The sequence below is a fragment of the Halobaculum halobium genome, assembly GCF_030127145.1.
Taxonomy (GTDB): domain Archaea; phylum Halobacteriota; class Halobacteria; order Halobacteriales; family Haloferacaceae; genus Halobaculum; species Halobaculum halobium.
Window position 1 is genome coordinate 1,376,582 of sequence record NZ_CP126158.1, and the last position, 16,993, is coordinate 1,393,574.

Annotated in this window: 15 protein-coding genes; 5 read left to right on the plus strand and 10 right to left on the minus strand. The window is 70.1% G+C overall.

Going from position 1 to position 16,993, the window contains the following annotated elements:
- Positions 1 to 96: 96 nt before the first annotated feature.
- The 5 genes from P0Y41_RS07270 to P0Y41_RS07290 are packed head-to-tail and all read right to left on the minus strand — an operon-like array spanning position 97 to position 6,426.
- The gene (locus P0Y41_RS07270) at positions 97 to 1,407 is read right to left on the minus strand and encodes an ABC transporter ATP-binding protein (RefSeq protein ID WP_284063284.1); all 1,311 of its coding nucleotides are present in this window, start codon (positions 1,405 to 1,407) and stop codon (positions 97 to 99) included.
- Positions 1,404 to 2,678 carry an ABC transporter ATP-binding protein gene (locus tag P0Y41_RS07275; RefSeq protein ID WP_284063285.1) on the minus strand — a complete coding sequence of 425 codons (1,275 nt, stop codon included), beginning with the start codon at positions 2,676 to 2,678 and terminating at the stop codon, positions 1,404 to 1,406. The genes P0Y41_RS07270 and P0Y41_RS07275 overlap by 4 nt, the downstream gene beginning before the upstream one ends.
- A complete protein-coding gene (locus P0Y41_RS07280) occupies positions 2,679 to 3,770 on the minus strand; it encodes an ABC transporter permease (RefSeq protein ID WP_284063286.1) in 1,092 nt (363 codons plus the stop codon).
- A complete protein-coding gene (locus P0Y41_RS07285; protein ID WP_284063287.1) occupies positions 3,767 to 4,723 on the minus strand; it encodes an ABC transporter permease in 957 nt (318 codons plus the stop codon). Before P0Y41_RS07285 ends, P0Y41_RS07280 begins: the two co-directional genes overlap by 4 nt.
- A complete protein-coding gene (locus P0Y41_RS07290; protein WP_284063288.1) occupies positions 4,723 to 6,426 on the minus strand; it encodes an ABC transporter substrate-binding protein in 1,704 nt (567 codons plus the stop codon). Before P0Y41_RS07290 ends, P0Y41_RS07285 begins: the two co-directional genes overlap by 1 nt.
- 57 nt (positions 6,427 to 6,483) lie before the next feature.
- On the opposite strand from P0Y41_RS07290, the gene P0Y41_RS07295 reads away from it, so the two are divergent.
- Positions 6,484 to 7,212, plus strand: a complete 729-nt coding sequence (locus P0Y41_RS07295) for a helix-turn-helix domain-containing protein (protein ID WP_284063289.1) — start codon at positions 6,484 to 6,486, stop codon at positions 7,210 to 7,212.
- A 42-nt stretch (positions 7,213 to 7,254) separates the two neighbouring features.
- Here the strand turns inward: P0Y41_RS07295 and P0Y41_RS07300 are convergent, their stop codons facing one another.
- The 5 genes from P0Y41_RS07300 to P0Y41_RS07320 all read right to left on the minus strand — a co-directional run bounded on the left by P0Y41_RS07300 (position 7,255) and on the right by P0Y41_RS07320 (position 13,574).
- Positions 7,255 to 8,604, minus strand: coding sequence for a M28 family peptidase (locus P0Y41_RS07300; RefSeq protein ID WP_284063290.1), 1,350 nt, complete (start codon positions 8,602 to 8,604; stop codon positions 7,255 to 7,257).
- The gene (locus tag P0Y41_RS07305) at positions 8,541 to 9,791 is read right to left on the minus strand and encodes a pyroglutamyl-peptidase I (RefSeq protein WP_284063291.1); all 1,251 of its coding nucleotides are present in this window, start codon (positions 9,789 to 9,791) and stop codon (positions 8,541 to 8,543) included. The genes P0Y41_RS07300 and P0Y41_RS07305 overlap by 64 nt, the downstream gene beginning before the upstream one ends.
- Positions 9,792 to 9,853: 62 nt before the next feature.
- Complete coding sequence (locus P0Y41_RS07310; protein ID WP_345783204.1) at positions 9,854 to 11,074, minus strand: MFS transporter; 1,221 nt, start codon at positions 11,072 to 11,074, stop codon at positions 9,854 to 9,856.
- Between the two features lie 388 nt (positions 11,075 to 11,462).
- Positions 11,463 to 12,674 (minus strand): amidohydrolase family protein, encoded by a 1,212-nt coding sequence (locus P0Y41_RS07315; RefSeq protein WP_284063293.1) that lies wholly within the window; start codon positions 12,672 to 12,674, stop codon positions 11,463 to 11,465.
- A gap of 117 nt (positions 12,675 to 12,791) precedes the next feature.
- Positions 12,792 to 13,574 (minus strand): histidine kinase, encoded by a 783-nt coding sequence (locus P0Y41_RS07320; RefSeq protein ID WP_284063294.1) that lies wholly within the window; start codon positions 13,572 to 13,574, stop codon positions 12,792 to 12,794.
- A 391-nt stretch (positions 13,575 to 13,965) separates the two neighbouring features.
- Between P0Y41_RS07320 and P0Y41_RS07325 the strand changes: the two genes are divergently transcribed.
- From P0Y41_RS07325 to rnhB, 4 genes are all read left to right on the plus strand, one after another.
- Positions 13,966 to 14,163: a hypothetical protein gene (locus P0Y41_RS07325; protein ID WP_284063295.1), complete on the plus strand. Its 198-nt coding sequence runs from the start codon at positions 13,966 to 13,968 to the stop codon at positions 14,161 to 14,163.
- 191 nt (positions 14,164 to 14,354) lie between these two features.
- Positions 14,355 to 14,657 (plus strand): hypothetical protein, encoded by a 303-nt coding sequence (locus P0Y41_RS07330; RefSeq protein ID WP_284063296.1) that lies wholly within the window; start codon positions 14,355 to 14,357, stop codon positions 14,655 to 14,657.
- Positions 14,658 to 14,874: 217 nt separating this feature from the next.
- A complete protein-coding gene (locus P0Y41_RS07335) occupies positions 14,875 to 16,191 on the plus strand; it encodes a tRNA pseudouridine(54/55) synthase Pus10 (protein WP_284063297.1) in 1,317 nt (438 codons plus the stop codon).
- A 60-nt stretch (positions 16,192 to 16,251) separates the two neighbouring features.
- The gene (rnhB, locus tag P0Y41_RS07340) at positions 16,252 to 16,947 is read left to right on the plus strand and encodes a ribonuclease HII (protein WP_284063298.1); all 696 of its coding nucleotides are present in this window, start codon (positions 16,252 to 16,254) and stop codon (positions 16,945 to 16,947) included.
- Positions 16,948 to 16,993 lie beyond the last annotated feature (46 nt).

The window sequence follows — 16,993 nt, forward strand, 5'->3', positions numbered from 1 at the left end:
TCAGCCGCGAAGAACCGAACACTCACGAGTGTTGTACTCCGACAGCGACGCCAGTGGCGGTCGCTGCCGGCGAGGGCAGGGACGCCGGCACCCACGTCAGTCGTCGGCCATCGGGGCGCCGGGCGCGTCCGGGTCGATTCGGTGACACGCCGCCGTCCGGCCGCGGCTCGGTTCGACGAGTCGGGGGACCTCGTCGGTACACGGCGACGGCAGCGCAGCCGCGAGCCGATCGGCCGCCTCGCCGTCCTCGCCGGCCACGAGGAGACCGATCGCCGTCTCGACGGCCTCGCGCGCCTCGGGCGGGAGGTCGTCGACGCTGCCGGGGAGCGACGTGTCGACGATGTGGTCGGCCACCGCTTCGTCGCCCGCCGGCTCCCCTTCGGCTTCGAGCCGCCGCCGCGCCGCCTTGGGGTCGATCTCCCCGTTCTCGACGCGGTTCCGGAGCGTGAACGCCCGGCGGAAGGTCGGCTGGTCGGCCGGCCAGTCGGCGGGCGGAATCACCCGGTGACACCGCGTGTGAAACCGGCAGCCGGTTGGTGGATCCAGCGGCGAGGGGACGTTGCCCTCCAACACGATCCGGCCGCCGCGCGCGTCGGGATCGATCCGAGGGACCGCCGACAGCAGCGCCTCCGAGTAGGGGTGGTGCTGCGTCTCGAAGAGCTCGTCCACGGGCGCCGTCTCGACGATCTCGCCGAGGTACATCACCGCGACTCGGTCGGCCACCTGCCTGACGACCGAGAGGTCGTGCGTAATGAACAGCAGGGAGACGCCGAACTCGTCTTGGAGCCCCTCCAAGAGGTTCAAGATCTGCGCCTGGACGCTCACGTCGAGTGCCGACACCGGCTCGTCGGCGACGATGACGTCCGGCTCGACGGCGAGCGCGCGGGCGATCCCGACGCGCTGCTGTTGGCCGCCCGAGAACTGTGCCGGGTACCGGTCGATGTGCCGGGCCTCGAGGCCGACGCGTTCGAGGAGCTCGCGGACCCTGTCGCGGCGGTCCTCGGACGAGTCGCCGATCCCGTGGACTTCCATCGGGGCCGCGAGGATGTCGCCGACGGTCTGTCGGGGATTGAGCGACGCGAGGGGGTCCTGAAAGATCATCTGGAGCTCGGCGCGGTAGGGGCGCATCGAGCCGCCAGTGAGCCCGGTGATATCTTCGCCGCGGTAGCGGATCGTTCCGCCGGTCGGTGCATGGAGATTCAACAGCGTCTGCCCGAGCGTCGACTTGCCGCAGCCGGACTCGCCGACGACGGCGAGCGTTTCCCCGGCGCGAAGCTCAAGATCGACGCCGTCGACCGCCTTGACTTTGCCCCCGCCGCCGAGGATCCGGTCGACGATACCGTCGGACTGCGAGAAGTACTTCTGGAGGCCGTCCGCCTCCAGCACGGGGTCGGAGTCGGCGCTCATAGGCGATCACGCTCCGGGCCGCGACGGAGGCACGCCGCTTCGTGTCGCTCTCCCACCTGACGAAACGCCGGTTCGCGCTCGAAGCACTCCCGCATGGACTCCGGACACCGCGGCGCAAAGTGGCACGCGTACGGGATGTCGATGAGATCGGGGACGTTCCCGTGGATCGGCTCGACCTCCTGATCCGGGTCGGAGAGCCGCGGTGTCGACGCCAGCAGCCCACGCGTGTAGGGGTGTTGCGGGTCCGCGAACAGCGTGTCCGCGGGAGCCTTCTCGACGATCTCGCCGGCGTACATCACGTTCACGCGGTCGCACGTCTCGGCGACCACCGCGAGGTCGTGCGTTATCAACAGGATCGACGTGTCGAACGCCTCCTTGAGCGAGACCAACTCGTCGAGGATCTGCGCTTGGATCGTCACGTCGAGCGCGGTCGTCGGCTCGTCGGCGATCAGCAGGTCTGGCTCGCAGGACAACGCCATCGCGATCATCGCGCGCTGGCGCATCCCGCCCGAGAACTCGTGTGGGAAGTCCGTCGCGCGGGCTTCGGCCTCGGGGATCTCGACGGCTTCGAGCATCTCGATGGCCCGGCGCCACGCCTCCCCGTTCTTGGCGGCGCCGACGATCTTCCGCTTCAGCTCCGCCGGCAGCGAGATCGATTCGCCTACATCCTGATGGAGCCGGACGGTCTCGGCAATCTGTTCGCCGACCGACAGCGTCGGGTTCAGGGAGTTCATCGGGTCCTGGAACACCATCGAGATCCGGCCACCCCGCAGGCGCTGGAGCGCCGGTTCGGACGCGCGCCGGATGTCGACGAACCCCGAGACCGGGACCCCGTCGCGGTCGCGCTCGCGGACGACCACAAACTCGCCGGGGCCGGCGAGGCTCGCGGCCGCCGCGGTTTCAGAGACCGCGCCGTCGGCTGTCTCGCGAGCGACGGCGACGTCGTCGTCGCTGGCGTCGACGACGGCGTCGGGAAACGTGTCGGCGAGGTCGCGGACGACGTCGATGTCCCGGAGACAGACCGCGCCGGCGACGACCTCGCCCGGGGCTTCGACCATCCCCATGAGACTCTGCGCCAGGACGGACTTGCCCGATCCGGACTCGCCGACCAGCCCGACGATCTCGCCGGGTTCGATCGACAGGTCCGCCCGGGCGACCGCCTCGACGGTGCCGCGTTCGGTTGGGAACTGCGTCTGCAATCCGGTCACTTCGAGCAACGGCTCGTCGCCAGCGCCGGTGTGCCGCGGCTCGGCGGAGGCGTCAGCGCGCATTCACTCCACCTCCGTCTGGCTGATGTCGAAGGCGTCGCGCAGCCCGTCGCCGAGGGTGTTGAACGCGAGCACGACGAGCATGATCGCGAGGCCGGGCATCACACTGATCCACGGCGCCTGCGAGATGAACTGTCGCCCGTCGGCGATGAGCAGCCCCCACGTCGGGGTCGTCGGCTTCACGCCGAGCCCGAGGAACGAGAGGCTCGCCTCCGCGAGGATCGCGAGCGGGAGCATCAGCGTCGCCTGCACGATCAGCGGTGCGACCGCGTTGGGAAGCATCTCCTTGAACATGATCCGAATGTCGCCCATCCCGGTCGCGCGGGCGGCCGTGACGTACTCTTCCTCGCGTATCGACAGCACTTCCCCGCGGATGATCCGCGCGAAGTCGTCGATGAACGCGATCCCGATGGCGAGGACGACGTTGATGACGCCGAGTCCGCCCATCATCGCGATGATCGCCACGCCGAGGATGATCTCCGGGAACGCCCACTGGAAGTCGACGTACCGCATGATCACCGAGTCGACCCAGCCGCCGTAGAACCCGGCGACGATCCCGAGGGTCGTGCCGACGCCGAACGCGACCGCGACCGTGGCCAGCGCGACGAGCATCGATATGCGGGCCCCGTAGATGATGCGGGTGAGGATGTCATGGCCGAAGGAGTCGGTGCCGAGGTAGTGTGTAGTCGTCTCCATCGTCCCGTCGCCGTCGAAGTCACCGGTCGACTCCGACAGCGGCGCCTGCATGAACCCGAACGTCTCCTCGGGCCCGTGCGGCGCGACGTACGGCGCGAACAGGGCGAGAAACAGGAACGCGATCACGACGACCGCGCCCGCGAGCGCCAGCCGGTCGCGACGCAGCGTCGCCGCGATCCGCTGTGCGGTCGTTCGGTGCTCCTCGACCCGTTCGTCGACCTCGTACTCCGGCGGTACCTCTCCGGGGCCGAATTCGCCCTCGTACAGCCCGAAGGACGCCTTCGGCGTCGAGTCGGTGCCGCCGTCGGACCGGAGGTCGGTGTCGGATCGGCTCTCGGAATCGGTCGTCGAATTCGGGGCGTCTGCCGAGCGGTCGAACGCGTCCGACGGGTCGGTCACGCGCTCTCACCCCCGACGCGGATACGCGGGTCGATCGCGGTGTAGGCGATGTCGACGAGTAGGTTCATGAACACGAAGACGCCCGAGATGAGGAGGATGGTTATCTGAGTCACGGGATAGTTGCGCTCCAGGATGGAGTTGACGAGCACGCGCCCGAGTCCCTGGATGGAGAAGACGAGCTCCACCGTGACCGAGCCGCCAAGCACCAGCGCGAGCTGGATACCGGCGACGGTCACGACGGGGATGAGCGCGTTCTGCATGGCGTGTTTGTACAGGCGTGCACGGGAGCCGACGCCCTTCGCGAGGGCGGTGCGCATGTACCCCTCGTTGAGCGTCTCGATGAGCGACGAGCGCATCATCCGGGTGACGCCGGCGGCGTACGGGAGCCCGACGGCTATCGCCGGGAGGAGCACACTCTTGAACCACGGGCCGACGCCCTCCGAGAGCGACGTGTACCCGACGATCGGGAGCCAATCGAGGTAGACGCCGAATACGATCGCCAAGAGGATCCCGACGAAGAACGCCGGCATCGAGATCCCGAGGAACGCCCCGATCGTCGCGGCGTAGTCCGCCGGCTCGTTGCGGCGCGTCGCGCCGATGACACCCGCAGGGATGGCGACCGCGAGCCCGAGCGCGACGCCGACCGCAGCGATGGCGAACGTCTTCGGCGCCGCTTCAGCGACGATCGCGGCGACCTGCTCGCTGGAGGTGATGCTCCGGCCGAACTCCAGGGAGAACAGGTCCGTCATGAAATCGACGTACTGTACCGACAGCGGACGGTCGAGCCCCAGCTCGGCGCGCAGCGACGCGACCGCCTCCGGCGTCGCCTCCTGCCCGAGCATCGTCCTGACCGGACCGCCGGGGATCGCCCGTAGCCCGAAGAACACCGTGGTGGCGACGAGCCACATCACGAACAGAGCGTGCCCGACGCGCTTCACGATGTACCGCCACATCACTCGGACAGTGAGACGGTTTCGAGGGGCCGCATGAACGGAATGTGCGTGAACCCGTTGACCTCCGTCCGGGCGGCGCCGATGTCGTCCTGGTGGGAGAGGTACGCGTGGGGGACCTCCGAGATGAGGAGGTCCTCGAGCTCCTGCAGGGTCGCCATCCGCTCGTCGCGGTCGAGTTGCCTGCGCTGTTCGGCCAGCAGCTCGTGGGCCTCGTCGTTCTGGAAGTTGACCCAGTTCCACGGTCCGTCCTTCCGGTAGAAGTTCCACAGCGACTGGTCGGGGTCGGGGTCGCCGACGGAGCCGCTGATGGTGGTGTCGTAGTTCCCCTCCTCGTACCGGGTCCAGTACGTCGAGGAGGTCACCTGTTCGACCTCGACGCTCAGCCCCGAGCTATTGAGCTGCTGGCGCATCGCCTGCGCCTGCCGGAGGCTGCTCTGGGTGGTGAGGATCGAGAAGCTCGCGCCGTCGGCGCCCGCGTCCTCGAGCATCTGCATTCCCTCCTCGCGGTCGAACGACTGATCGTCCGGCTTGTCGTCGCGCCACACCCAGTTCGTCGCCTTGTTGATCGGCCCCTGTGCGGAGATGGCGTTTCCGAAGTACGCCGTCTCGATGAACGCCTCGTTGTCGATGCACTTGGCGATCCCCATGCGCACCTGCTTGTCCCCGAACGGCTCGCGGTCCTGGTTCATCGCCAGCCCGTACCAGTTCACGCCGGGCGCCTGCAGCATGTCGACCTCGTCGGCGCTTTGGACCTGTGAGGCGTTCTGCAACGGGATCAGGTTCGCGAAGTGGATGTCGCCAGACTGCAGCGCGTTCACGATTGACGACGGCTCCGGGATCGGCCGGATGGTGACGCCGTCGAGGTACGGAAGCTGGTTGCCGTCCTCGTCGGTTCCGAAGTACTCCTCGTTGCGCTCGAGGACGAGTTCGCTGCCGACGTCGTGGCTCGCAACCTCGAAGGGCCCCGTCCCGACCGGTTCGACCGCGTACTGCTCGCGACCCATCTCCTCGATTGCGCCCTGGCTCACGATCGTCGCGGCGCGGCCCGGGCCGCGCGTGAGGTAGATGAGCGCCGGCGCCATCGGCTGCTCGAAGTTCAGCGTGACCGTGTAGTCGTCCTCGACGACGACGCCGTCCTCGTCGACCGGCTTGAGCGTCGAGAGCTTCGGCGCCGCCGGCGTCTCGTTTTCGATCGTCCGGCGGATCGTGTACAGGACGTCGTCAGCGGTGAAGTCGTCGCCGTTGTGGAAGGTGACTCCCTCGCGGAGTTGGAAGGTGATCGTCGCGCCTTCGTTGGTCACTTCCCAGTCGCGCGCAAGGTCCCCACGGACCGTGAGATCTTGATTCAGCGTGACGAGCCCGTTGAAGATGTTGGCCGCGACTTGGAAGAACTGCCCGACGCTGATGTACGGCGGGTCGAGCGTGTCGATGCTGCCGGTGAACCAGCCGGCCTCGAGCGTTCCGCCCATTGAGCTCTCCGCCGGCGTGTCGGTCTCGCTGTCGCCGCTACCGCCGCTACCGCCGCTGTCGCCGTCCGATCCATCCGAACCGTCGGTTTCGGTCGCGTTCCCGGAGCCGCCGCCGAGGCAGCCGGCCAACCCTGAGAGGCCAGCCGCCCCCAGCAGCGCCGTCGTCGTGCGCCGGTCGATGACTGGACCGCTGAGCGCTTCTTCCGTGAATTCCGGATTGCTATCCGTTGGCATACAACGTGAAATGGTCGTGCGAAAGTTCAATATGGACCCAAATATATTAGGCACACCATGGGCGATGGCGACAGGACCCGGTCGATGCGTGAGGTGACTTTGAAGATCAAACACGTCGGGCAGCCCGAGACGACGGCGTCCGAGCGCTACCCCGGGGTGACGATGCGGTCGGTATCGTCGATGACGGGTCGAGAGCGGGAGCGCAAGCGGATCGTCGAGCTGACCGGCGAACCGGACGACATCGCCGGGTTCATCGACGTGTACGCGGCGGGCGAGCCGGTGCTCGCCGCCGAGCCGATCACGCCGCTCGGCCAGTCAACCGTCTTCGTCGCGGTCACCATCGAGGTCCCGCGGTGGGACAGCATCACCGAACTGTTCGCGGAGTTGGGACTCCACTATCGGACGGGAACCGAGATCACCGGCGGGTACGAGCGGTGGGTGCTGTATCTCGACGAGGACGACGACCTCTCGGCGGTCATCGACGCGGTGGAGGCCCGCGGCAACGAGGTCGAACTGGTCCGACAGTTGGAGATGCACGAGGTCGACTCCTCGCCCCGGTTCGAGACGGCCGGGGTCCTCCACGATCTGACGCCGCGCCAGCGCGAGGCGCTGGCGACGGCGATCCGCGCCGGGTACTACGGGCACGAGAAGGACGCGGGCGTCGAGGAAATCGCGACGAAGCTGGGCGTCAGCACGACGACGGCGTGGGAGCACCTCGCGCGCGCCGAGGGGAAAGTGATGGACGACCTCGGCGAGTTCCTCGGCCGCGACGACTGGGACGCCTGATCGGCCTCGCGGGGAGACGCCGGTGTCGGTCCCGTCCCGGTCCTATTCCAGGTCCGCGTACGGCCATCGCCCGCCCATCCGCAGTTCCTGTTCGTACCCCTCGTCGATAGCGTCGCGCATCTCCGTGCGGGTCCGTCCGGGCGTCTCCACGTCCGCCGAGGCGAAGCGCGCGACCGCCTCGGCGACCTGGACGGCCACGTCGCGCAGGTCCCGGGAGTCGAGTTTGTCCAGCGTGTCGGCGTGGGTGTGCCCCCAGCCGCGCCCGGACTGCTCGGAGGTGGTCGACGTCATCACCGCCGGGACGCCCTCCTGGACGAACGCCCACTGGTCGCCGTGCGGCGAGATGGTGTCGTCCGTCGAGAGGCTCGCGTCGAGGTCGTCGGTCACCGCCTCGAACACCGCACCCATCTCCTCGAAGCCGTTTGTCCCCACGCGGAGATTCCGCGAGCTACAGGCGCCGTCGAGGTTGACGACGCATTTCGTGTCGTCAAGCGCCGTCGTCTCCGCGCAGCGGTACGCGCCCCACAGGCCGATCTCCTCGGATCCGAAGGTGACGAGCCGAACTCGGGTATCCAGATCCACGTCGTCGCGGGCGAGGAGCCGGGCGACCTCGGCGACGAGCGCCGAGCCGGCGCCGTTGTCGTTGGCGCCGTCGGCGATGTCGTGGGCGTCGACGTGGGCGGTGACGAGCACGTGCTCGTCGGTGTCGGGGCCGACCTCGCTTTCGACGTTCACGGAGGTCGCCGCCTCGTTGCGGCACTCGACGGACACGGTCGCCTCACAGCCCTCCTCGGCGTAGCGCGCGAGTCGCTTCCCGACCTCACAGGAGACGCCGATGGCGGGGATCGGCCCGGGTCGCTCGTGGTAGCCGACCTCGCCGGTCGGGGGCAGCGACCCGTCGAGGTGGTTGCGGAACACGAACGCGACGGCGCCGTGGTCGGCGGCGTTGACGTACTTCTCCATCCGGTGGATCCAGCGGTCGACCGACTCCGGCGTCGCCGACGACGCCATCGCGATGGCGCCGTCCAGTTCCTCCGCCTTCGCCTCGAACTCCTCGTAGGTGCCGTCGCCCACGTCGACGACGCGGCCGGTCGCCTCCCCCGCGGGGCAGCCGGGGAGCGCGAGCACGTCCTGTTGCCCGTCGTGGACGCGCTCGTGGGGCTCGTGGATCGACAGCGAGGACTCGCCGCGCCACCAGCCGGGGATCTCGAACTCCTCGATCCGAGCGCTCCGTGCGCCGGCGCGTTCGAAGGCGTCGCGTACCACCTCGGCGCCCTCGCGCTCACCCGCCTGGCCGGCCATCCGGCTCCCCACGTCGACCAGGTCGGTCAGCACGTCCCATCCGAAGCCGCTCGTCTGTGCGTCGCCCACGGCCGCGTTCGGCAGTCGCATAGCCCCGCGTTCGACGCGACGGCCTTGAGTTCCCGGATCTCGGCGGGCGTTCGGGGACCGTTCCTGCGGGGCCGGGAGTCGGCGACAACTTCATGTGTCACGGTAACATATACCGCGAAAAGATGTCCGAGCCCACCGACCTCTCCGACGCCGACGAGCGAGTCTTGCGCCACCTGAGCGGGTCGAGCGCGGACTACCCGGCGCTCGTCGCCGCCAACACCGGGCTCCACATCCCGCTGGTGGAGCGTCGGATGGCGACGCTTGCAGAGCGTGGGTTCGTGGAGGCGGTAACCGACGAGCAGATCTTCCGGATCACCGAGCGCGGCCGCCGGGCGCTGGCTGGTGAGCCGGGTAAATCGGGCGAAACAGACGGGGCAGGCGCGGTCGCGGGAGACGTCACTGCAGCCGACGGGCGGACCGCCAAGGGAACCGTCCCCGACGGCGGTTCTCCGATCGACTCCGAGTAGCGGCTCGTTCCGGCCGGCCCCGAGCGGTTGCGACGCGGCGTCCGGCGGCGCGACCGCCCGCAGCGCGTCCCGTCGACGGCAGTCCTTCGCCTCGAGCGCCGTGGCGAACGCCTGTTCGACCGCGCGCTCGTCGAGCGCCCGAGGGAGACTCGGCCGGACGCTCCCGCCGCGAGCCGCCTCCCCTTCGCTCGCGGTCGTCGCGGCCTGCTCGGGCGTCGCCGGAAGGTGGAGAAAGCCCGCCGACGTGTCCGTCCCCTCCAGCAGCGAGAGCGTCTCGTAGAGAATCCCGTTGCAGAGGTGGGTCCCCGCGGTGTTCGACGCGCGAGCCGGAACCCCCGCGTCGAGACACGCCTGAACCGTCTCGCGGACGGGGATCGTCGAGCGCCGGGCGTCCGGGCCGGTCGGGTCGAGCCGTTCGTCGACCGGGTCGTTGCCCGCGTTGTCGGGGACACCGACGGTGTCGGCCACGTTGATCGCGACGCGCTCGACGCAGACGGCCGTCCGCCCCGCGGCGAGGCCGGTGGCGACGACGACGGCCGGGTCGTGTTCGTCGAGGAGGTCGGCCATCCGCGCCTCGGCGGCGTCGAACGCGACCGGGAGCACCCGGCCGACGACCTCGTGGCCCGCGACGGTCCGGCCGTCGAGCGCCTCGGCGAGCTCGCCGGAGGGGTTCACCTCGTGGTCGTCGAACGGCTCGTAGCCGGTACAGAGTAGGGTCATACCCGTTCTCGCGGCCACCGGCCCCTAAGCGTTCGCGTCCCTCGCGTGGGCGGCTGGCTCTGTCAGTCGTCTCCCGAGACCGCCGTCGTGTCCGCCGCCGAGTCGTCCCGCAGCGTCGTGGCGGCGATCACGCCGGCGACGACGACGAGCCCGGCACACGCGAGGTACTCCGCAGCGAGGCCGATCTCCGCGGCCAGCGGTAGTGCCACCAGCGGGCCGAGCGTCGATCCCAGGTCCCCGAACACGTTGTAGACGCCGCCGAGCTTGCCCACGTCGCCGCCGGGGGCGATGTCGCCCAAGTACGCGAGCAGCGGCGGCCCTGTCAGCCCGGCGCCCGCGCCGACGAAGCCGACGCCCGCCAGCACGCCCGGCGCGGTCGGCACCAGCGCCGTGAGCGCGAAGCCCGACCCGAACACGGCGAGTCCCGGGACCACCGTCGTGAGCCGGCCCATGCTGTCGGAGAAGCGACCGACCGCGAGGTTCGACGCCGCCAGCGCGACGACCGACACTGCCATCACCAGGCCGCTGGTGCCGGCGCCGGCGAACCCGCCCAGCGAGATGTCGTTGGCCTCGGTGTACAGCACGACCGTCGACAGCAGGACGCCCGCATAGAGGAACCGGATCGTGAAGTTGACCGCGCCGACGGCGCCGATCCTGGGGTCCGCCCGCACGAGCGCCGGCACGTCGCGCAGGCGGCTCTTCTCCCCGACCTCGGGGGAGATATCCGGAAGCACGCGGTAGGCGACGGCAGCCGCGAACAGCCCCGCAGCGCCCGCGACGGCGAACGCCTCGCCGTAGCCGTACAGCTCCGTGACGACGCCGCCGAGGATCAGCCCCGTCGGGAAGCCGAGGCTCTGCCCGCCGCGCATGTACCCGACCCAGCGCCCGCGGTTCGCCGACGTTGTCACGTGCGTCACCGTGGAGAAGGCGCCAACGAACACGAACGCCGAGCCGATCCCCCACGCCGCCCGCGACGCGAGGAAGACGGCCGACGACGGGATCCCGAACGGCGGATTCAGCCCGACGAGGTAGCCAAACGGGACGAGCCCCTGCACGACGAACCCCGCGATCATCGGCCGGCGCGTCCCTATCCGGTCGAGGATGCTCCCCGCGGGCGTGGACATCACCAGCCGCGTGAAGCGGTTGATCGAGAGGATCAGCCCAACGAGAACCGGCGCGATGCCGAGCACCGAGCCCAGCGCCGGAATGGTCGGGAACGCGACGCCGCCGCCCATCCCGCCGAAGAACACGCCGGCGACGAGGCTGAGCACGACCGTCCGCACCTGCTGCTCGGAGTAGGCGGGCCCGTCGTCCGGGCTGTCGAGCGTGTCGTCCGGGCTGTCGAGCGTGTCGTCCGGGCTGTCGGTCGCGTCTTGTGTGTCGGTCACGTCTGGCGGGTTCCAGTCGAATCCGGGGGCGAACGTGGCAGTCGACGATCGGTACGTGATCGGTATCGTGAACCAGCGGGGCGAGAGACCGCGGTCGCGGCCGTAGTCGGCCGTGTCGCTCGTCGCTACCGCGGTCCAGCGACGGCGGTTCGCTCGCGGGTCACGTCGTTCCCCGTTCGCTCCCCGAAGACCCCTGAGGCATCCCGTCGGTCGGCCTCGCTTAGCTCACGGCTTCTTCCGGTCGCCGTTCGTCGATCCCTTGCCTCGCTCCGCTCGGCCGCGCTCACCACGCGTACTCCTCCCGTGGGTCCACGTCGTCGCGCTCGCGGTCGAACACGACCTCGCCGTCGGCGACGACGAACTGGCTGCGGGTGTCCATCTCGTGGAACGGACCGTCCCACGCGACCAGGTCGGCGTCGGTCCCCGCCGCGAGGTCGCCGACGCGGTCGCGGATCCCGAGGATCTCCGCCGGGTTCGTCGTCACTGCGTCGAGCGCCGCCTCCTCGGGGAACCCCTCGCGGACCGCGAGGCCGACGCACACGTCGAGGTGCTTCTGGGGGAGCACCGGCGCGTCCGTCTGGATGGCGACGGTGACGCCCGCCTCGTGGAGGATGCCGGGCGTCTCGAAGGTGATGTTGCGCAGTTCGTACTTCGCGCCCGAGTACAGCGACGGGCCGACGATCGCGGGCACGTCGCGTGCGGCGAACTCGTCGGCGACGACGTGGCCCTCCGTCGCGTGTTCGATCGAGAGCGCGTCGACGTCGAACTCCTCGGCGATCCGGAACACGGTCATGATGTCGTCCGAGCGGTGCGCGTGGACGCGCAGCGGGAGATCTCCCTCGATGACGCGTGCGAGGTTCTCCCGCCCCAGGTCGCGTTCGAACGGCTCACCGTTCTCGCGGGCGTGCTCGCGCGCCTCGATGTAGTCTTCCGTCGCCATGAGTTCCTCGCGAAGCGTGGCGGCGACGCCGGGTCGCGTCGACGGCTGGCGACCCTCGCGCTCGCCGTGGAAGCGCTTGGGGTTCTCGCCCATCGCGGCCTTCATCCCGTCTTCCCTGATGAACATTCGGTCGGCGACCGTGCCGTACGTCTTCATCGAGCAGATGATCCCGCCGATGACGTTGCCCGATCCCATCCGCGCGGAGACGGTGGTGACGCCGTTCTGGAACGCCCCCTTCAGCTCCTCGTCGCGCGGGTGGAACCCGTCGAGCGCGTTGACGTGCGGCGTCGTCGCGCTCGTCCCCTCGTTGATATCGGCGTCCTCGGGTTCGCCCCACTCGGCCATCCCCGCGTGGCTGTGGGCGTCGATCAGACCGGGAGTGACCTCCAATCCCGTCGCGTCGATCTCGGTCGCGTCGGCGGGGGGATCGACCTCGCCGACGGCGGCGATCTCGCCGTCGACGACGAGCACGTCGCCCTCGATCGTCCCCTGTTCGGTTTGCGTGTGTACCGTCCCGCCTCGGACGACCAGCGCGTCCGCGTCTGCGTCGCTCATTAGCTGGCGGTTGGCGAACCGCTCACAAAGTGTTTCGGTTCGAAACGCGAGCGCGGAGAACGCCGAGCGGGTCGGAGCCCCGAGCGGGAGCCGTCCGCGCCGACAGACCGAGGCGGGCTACAGCTGTCGTCGCACGGTCTCAGCGAGGTCCGCGACCGCTCCGGGTCGGAACGTCCAGACGCCGCGCCACACGTTCGGCTCCTCCTCCAGCGCGAGGAGCCCCACGGGCGTAGTGTGTGGGCCGACCGCGTCGGCCGGCGGGTCGAACACCACGAACCAGGAGTCGCTGTAGCCGTGGCCGTAGCCGGTGTGAGCCGTCAGCTCCAAATGCGCCTCGGGGTTCCAGTCCGGTTCGCCGTACACGTGTACGTCCACGTCGTCGTCGCCGAGGCGCTCGTACGCCCGTCGGGTCCCGGTCTCGTCGTCGATCCGTGAGAGCCGCTGGAAGGAGGCGTGGAGTTCACCGGCGCCGGCGCGGTGGGCCCGGAGCTCGATCTGCCTGCTCATCGCGATGGGCAGGAGCTTCTCCTTGTGCGCGAGCGGGTACCCCCGAAGGCGGAACGGCACGTCCGCGAGCCCGGTGAGGACAGTGGGCAACGCCGCGTCGTCGAGATCGAGCGCTCCGGTCGTGTAGAGATCCGAGTTGACCATGAGGATCGCACGTTCGAGCGACGACAGGGGCGAGGTCGCGACGATTTCCTCGTCCTCGACGAGGACCGCGACGTCGTCGTCGACCCCGTCGAGCTCCGGTGAGTCGACGGTGACCGCGACCGACTGGTCGGCGAACAGCCGACGGAGCATGGAATCGAGGGGCGTGCTGCCGTCGCGACGTATCACCGCGAGCCGCTTGTTGGTGACGCCGCCGGCGGCGAGTTGTTCAAACCGTGCATCCAGCCGCATCGTCACCTGCCGACTCCGACGCGATATATAAGAGTGGGTCCGGCGGAATCAGCGTCGAGAACGCGAGCGACATCGCACCGGGGACGACGGTCTCTCTGCTCTGTGGGCCGGTTCCTGACCGTGACGACGGTCACTGCCATCGTGGCGGCGACCTCCGACTGGGTCCGCGTGTCGTTCGAGCCATCGACCCGAATTCGACCTCAACGCGCGGGCGATGGGACACAACGGGTGCGTTCCGGTATCTCGAGACGCCACACCCGGTTTTGCGGATCCGGATCACGCCGGAGGGTGGCCAACCGTCGGATGATGTGCCAACACCTGTCACTGGTGAGAAAGTATTAAGATTTGCGCCTCCCACGGCGGAAGTACGACGAAAGTCGGAGGACCCCGAATGACCGACCACACCGCTCCCGCGTTCCGCCTGCCGCTCGGCAGCGCTGGGTATGCGTGGTGGTCGGTCGCCGGCGCCCTCGCCGCCGTCCGGGCCGCGCTCGCCGCTCCGAAGGCGAACGCGATCGGGACGGCGGCGGGCGTGGCCGCGGGGAATACCGCCTCCGCGTACGGACCGTCCGCCTCCATCGCCGCGTGAACGCGGCGACGGATCTCGGGGCCGACCCGAACGGAGGCGGACGCCGTTTTCCCCCACCGTTCAGGTCACCTCGAACCCGTCAGCCGAGTCGCGCGGCCGACCCGCTCCCCGGGAAGGCCCGCATCCGCAGCGCGTTCGAGTCGCGCAGGGAGTCTATGTCGGTTCACCGACATCGACTGGCCGACGCCAGCATGACCATCGCAGTGTCCAGATCCGCGCCCGGCGACCTCGCCGAGGGCGCAGAGACGAAGCTCCGCCGCGCCGACGCCGTCGGCGCGGTCGAGTCGCTCGACATCCGCGGCCTCCAGCCCGGGCTCAACGACCTCACGGTCGAGGCCGAGGCGACCGTCGCGCTCGCCGCCGATGCGGGCGCCGATCGCGAGGTCGTCGCCGACGCGCTCGCCGAGACGTTCGGCGTGAGCGACGTCGCGGTGTCGGCCGTCCGCTCGGTCCCGCCCGACAGCGCCGACGGCGCCGCCGTCGCCGGCGAGTAACGGCGCCCGACAGCCGACCGCTCTCGCGGCCCGCTGCCCCCGAGCGCTCCGCGAACGCCACCGGCGACGGACGCGCGGCCGGGGGCCGCTCGCGACCGAAAGGGCCTACCGCCCGCCGCGACGAGACCGGGTATGACCGACTCCGACGCTCCCGCCGACGCGGGCGCCGACGCCGCCGGCGACGACGCGAAGGGGGGACGCGGCCGTCGACCGCGACGTGCTCGACGCCGCACGGGCCCTCCTCGCGACCGGACCGCTGTGTGACCACTGCCTCGGCCGACCGTTCGCGGAGCGCTCGTTCGGCCTCGGCAACGACGAGCGCGGCCACGGCCTCCGCGTGGCCGTCGCGCTCGCGGACGACGACGATTTCCAGCAGGGCGCCGGCGGCGACTGCTGGGTGTGTGAGGGCGTGTTCGAGCGCCTCGACGAGTTCGCCGAGCGCGCCGCCGACGTCGTCGAAGACTACGAGTTCTCCACCTATCAGGTCGGCACGCGCGTCCCGCCGCTGTCCGAGGAGAACGACCGTCTGCTGCGCGAGGACGCCGAGTTGGCCACCGACGTCGGCGAGCCGCTCCGCAAGGAGCTCAATCGCGAGGTCGGCAAGCGCGTCGGGCGGGTGACCGGCACCGACGTGGACTTCGAACGCCCCCACGTCCAGTTCCTCCTCGACGTGGACGCCGACAGCGTCGAGGCGACGGTCAACTCCGCGCACGTGTACGGCCGCTACCGGAAGCTGGAGCGCGACATCCCGCAGACCGAGTGGCCCTGCTCGGACTGCCGCGGCTCCGGCCGACAGGGGAGCGAGCCGTGCGACACCTGCGACGGCTCGGGCTACCTGTACCCCGAGAGCGTCGAACAGCTCACTGCGCCCGTCGTCGAGGACGTGATGGAGGGCGTCGACTCGACGTTCCACGGCGCCGGCCGCGAGGACGTGGACGCGCTGATGCTCGGCACCGGCCGCCCGTTCGTGATCGAGGTGGACGAGCCGCGGCGTCGCGCCGTCGACGCCGAGCGACTGGAGGCGGACATCAACGCCTTCGCCGAGGGCAACGTCGAGGTCGAGGGCCTGCGCCTGTGTGAGCACACGATGGTCGAGCGCGTGAAGGAACTGAACGCCACCAAGCGCTACCGCGCGAGCGTCGAGTTCGGCGGCGACGTGACCGCTGACGACCTCGCGGACGCGGTCGCGGACCTCGACGGCGCGACCATCGAGCAGTACACCCCGAACCGCGTCGACCATCGACGCGCCTCGAAGACGCGAACGCGCGTCGCCCACGAGGTCACGAGCGAACTGGAGGACGCCCGCCACGCGACCGTCGAGGTCCACGGCGCCGGCGGCCTCTACATCAAGGAGCTGATCTCCGGCGACGAGGGCCGGACGGAGCCCAGTCTCGCGGGCCTGCTCGGCGTCGAAGCCACGGTGACGGCGCTGGACGTGCTCGCCGTCGAGGGGGGCGAGGAGCCGTTCGAGCGCGAGGAGTTCTTCTTGGCGGACGGTCGCGACGGCGCCGACGGGGAAGACGACGAGGAGTAGCCGGTCGACCAGCGTCATCGCGAACCGCACGCTTTTGGCGTCGCTCGCGGACCGTGAGCCATGCTCGGCGCAGACGAGGCCGGAAAGGGACCCGTCCTGGGTCCGATGGTCGCCGCGGCGGTTCGGGCCGACCCCGCGGCGATCCCCGAGGACGTGGACGACTCCAAGCGCCTCTCGCCGGCGCGACGCAAGGCGTTGGACGCCGTCCTTCGCGAGGACGACCGCGTCGCCGTCGCCGTGAGTCTCGTCGGCGTCGACCGCATCGACGACCCCGGGACCGACATGAACACCCTCACCGTCGCGGGGCAGGCCGAGGCGCTCGCCGCGGTCGCCCGCGACGGCGACCGCGCGGTCGTCGACGCCGGCGACGTGAGCGAGTCGCGGTTCGCCAGTCGGGTCGCCGACGCGGTCGCGAGTGGCGGAGGCAGCACGGACGCACCCGACGGCGGGGCGACGGGCGTCGCCGTCGAGGTGACCGCCGAACACGGGGCCGACGAGTCGTACCCCGTCGTCGCCGCCGCGAGCGTCGTCGCGAAGGTGGAGCGCGACCGCGTCGTCGCCGAGTTGGACGCGGAGTACCGCGCGCGCGGCTACGAGGGGATCGGCAGCGGGTACCCCTCCGATCCGAACACCCGCGAGTTCCTTCGGGAGTTCGTCGCTCACGAGGGCGACCTGCCCGAGTGCGCCCGCACGTCCTGGAGCACCTGCGACGACGTGTTGGCGGCGAACGAGCAGTCGGCGCTCGGGGAGTTTTGATCGGGCGGTCGCCGCGGGGAGCACTCGCCGGCGACCCGGTATCGAA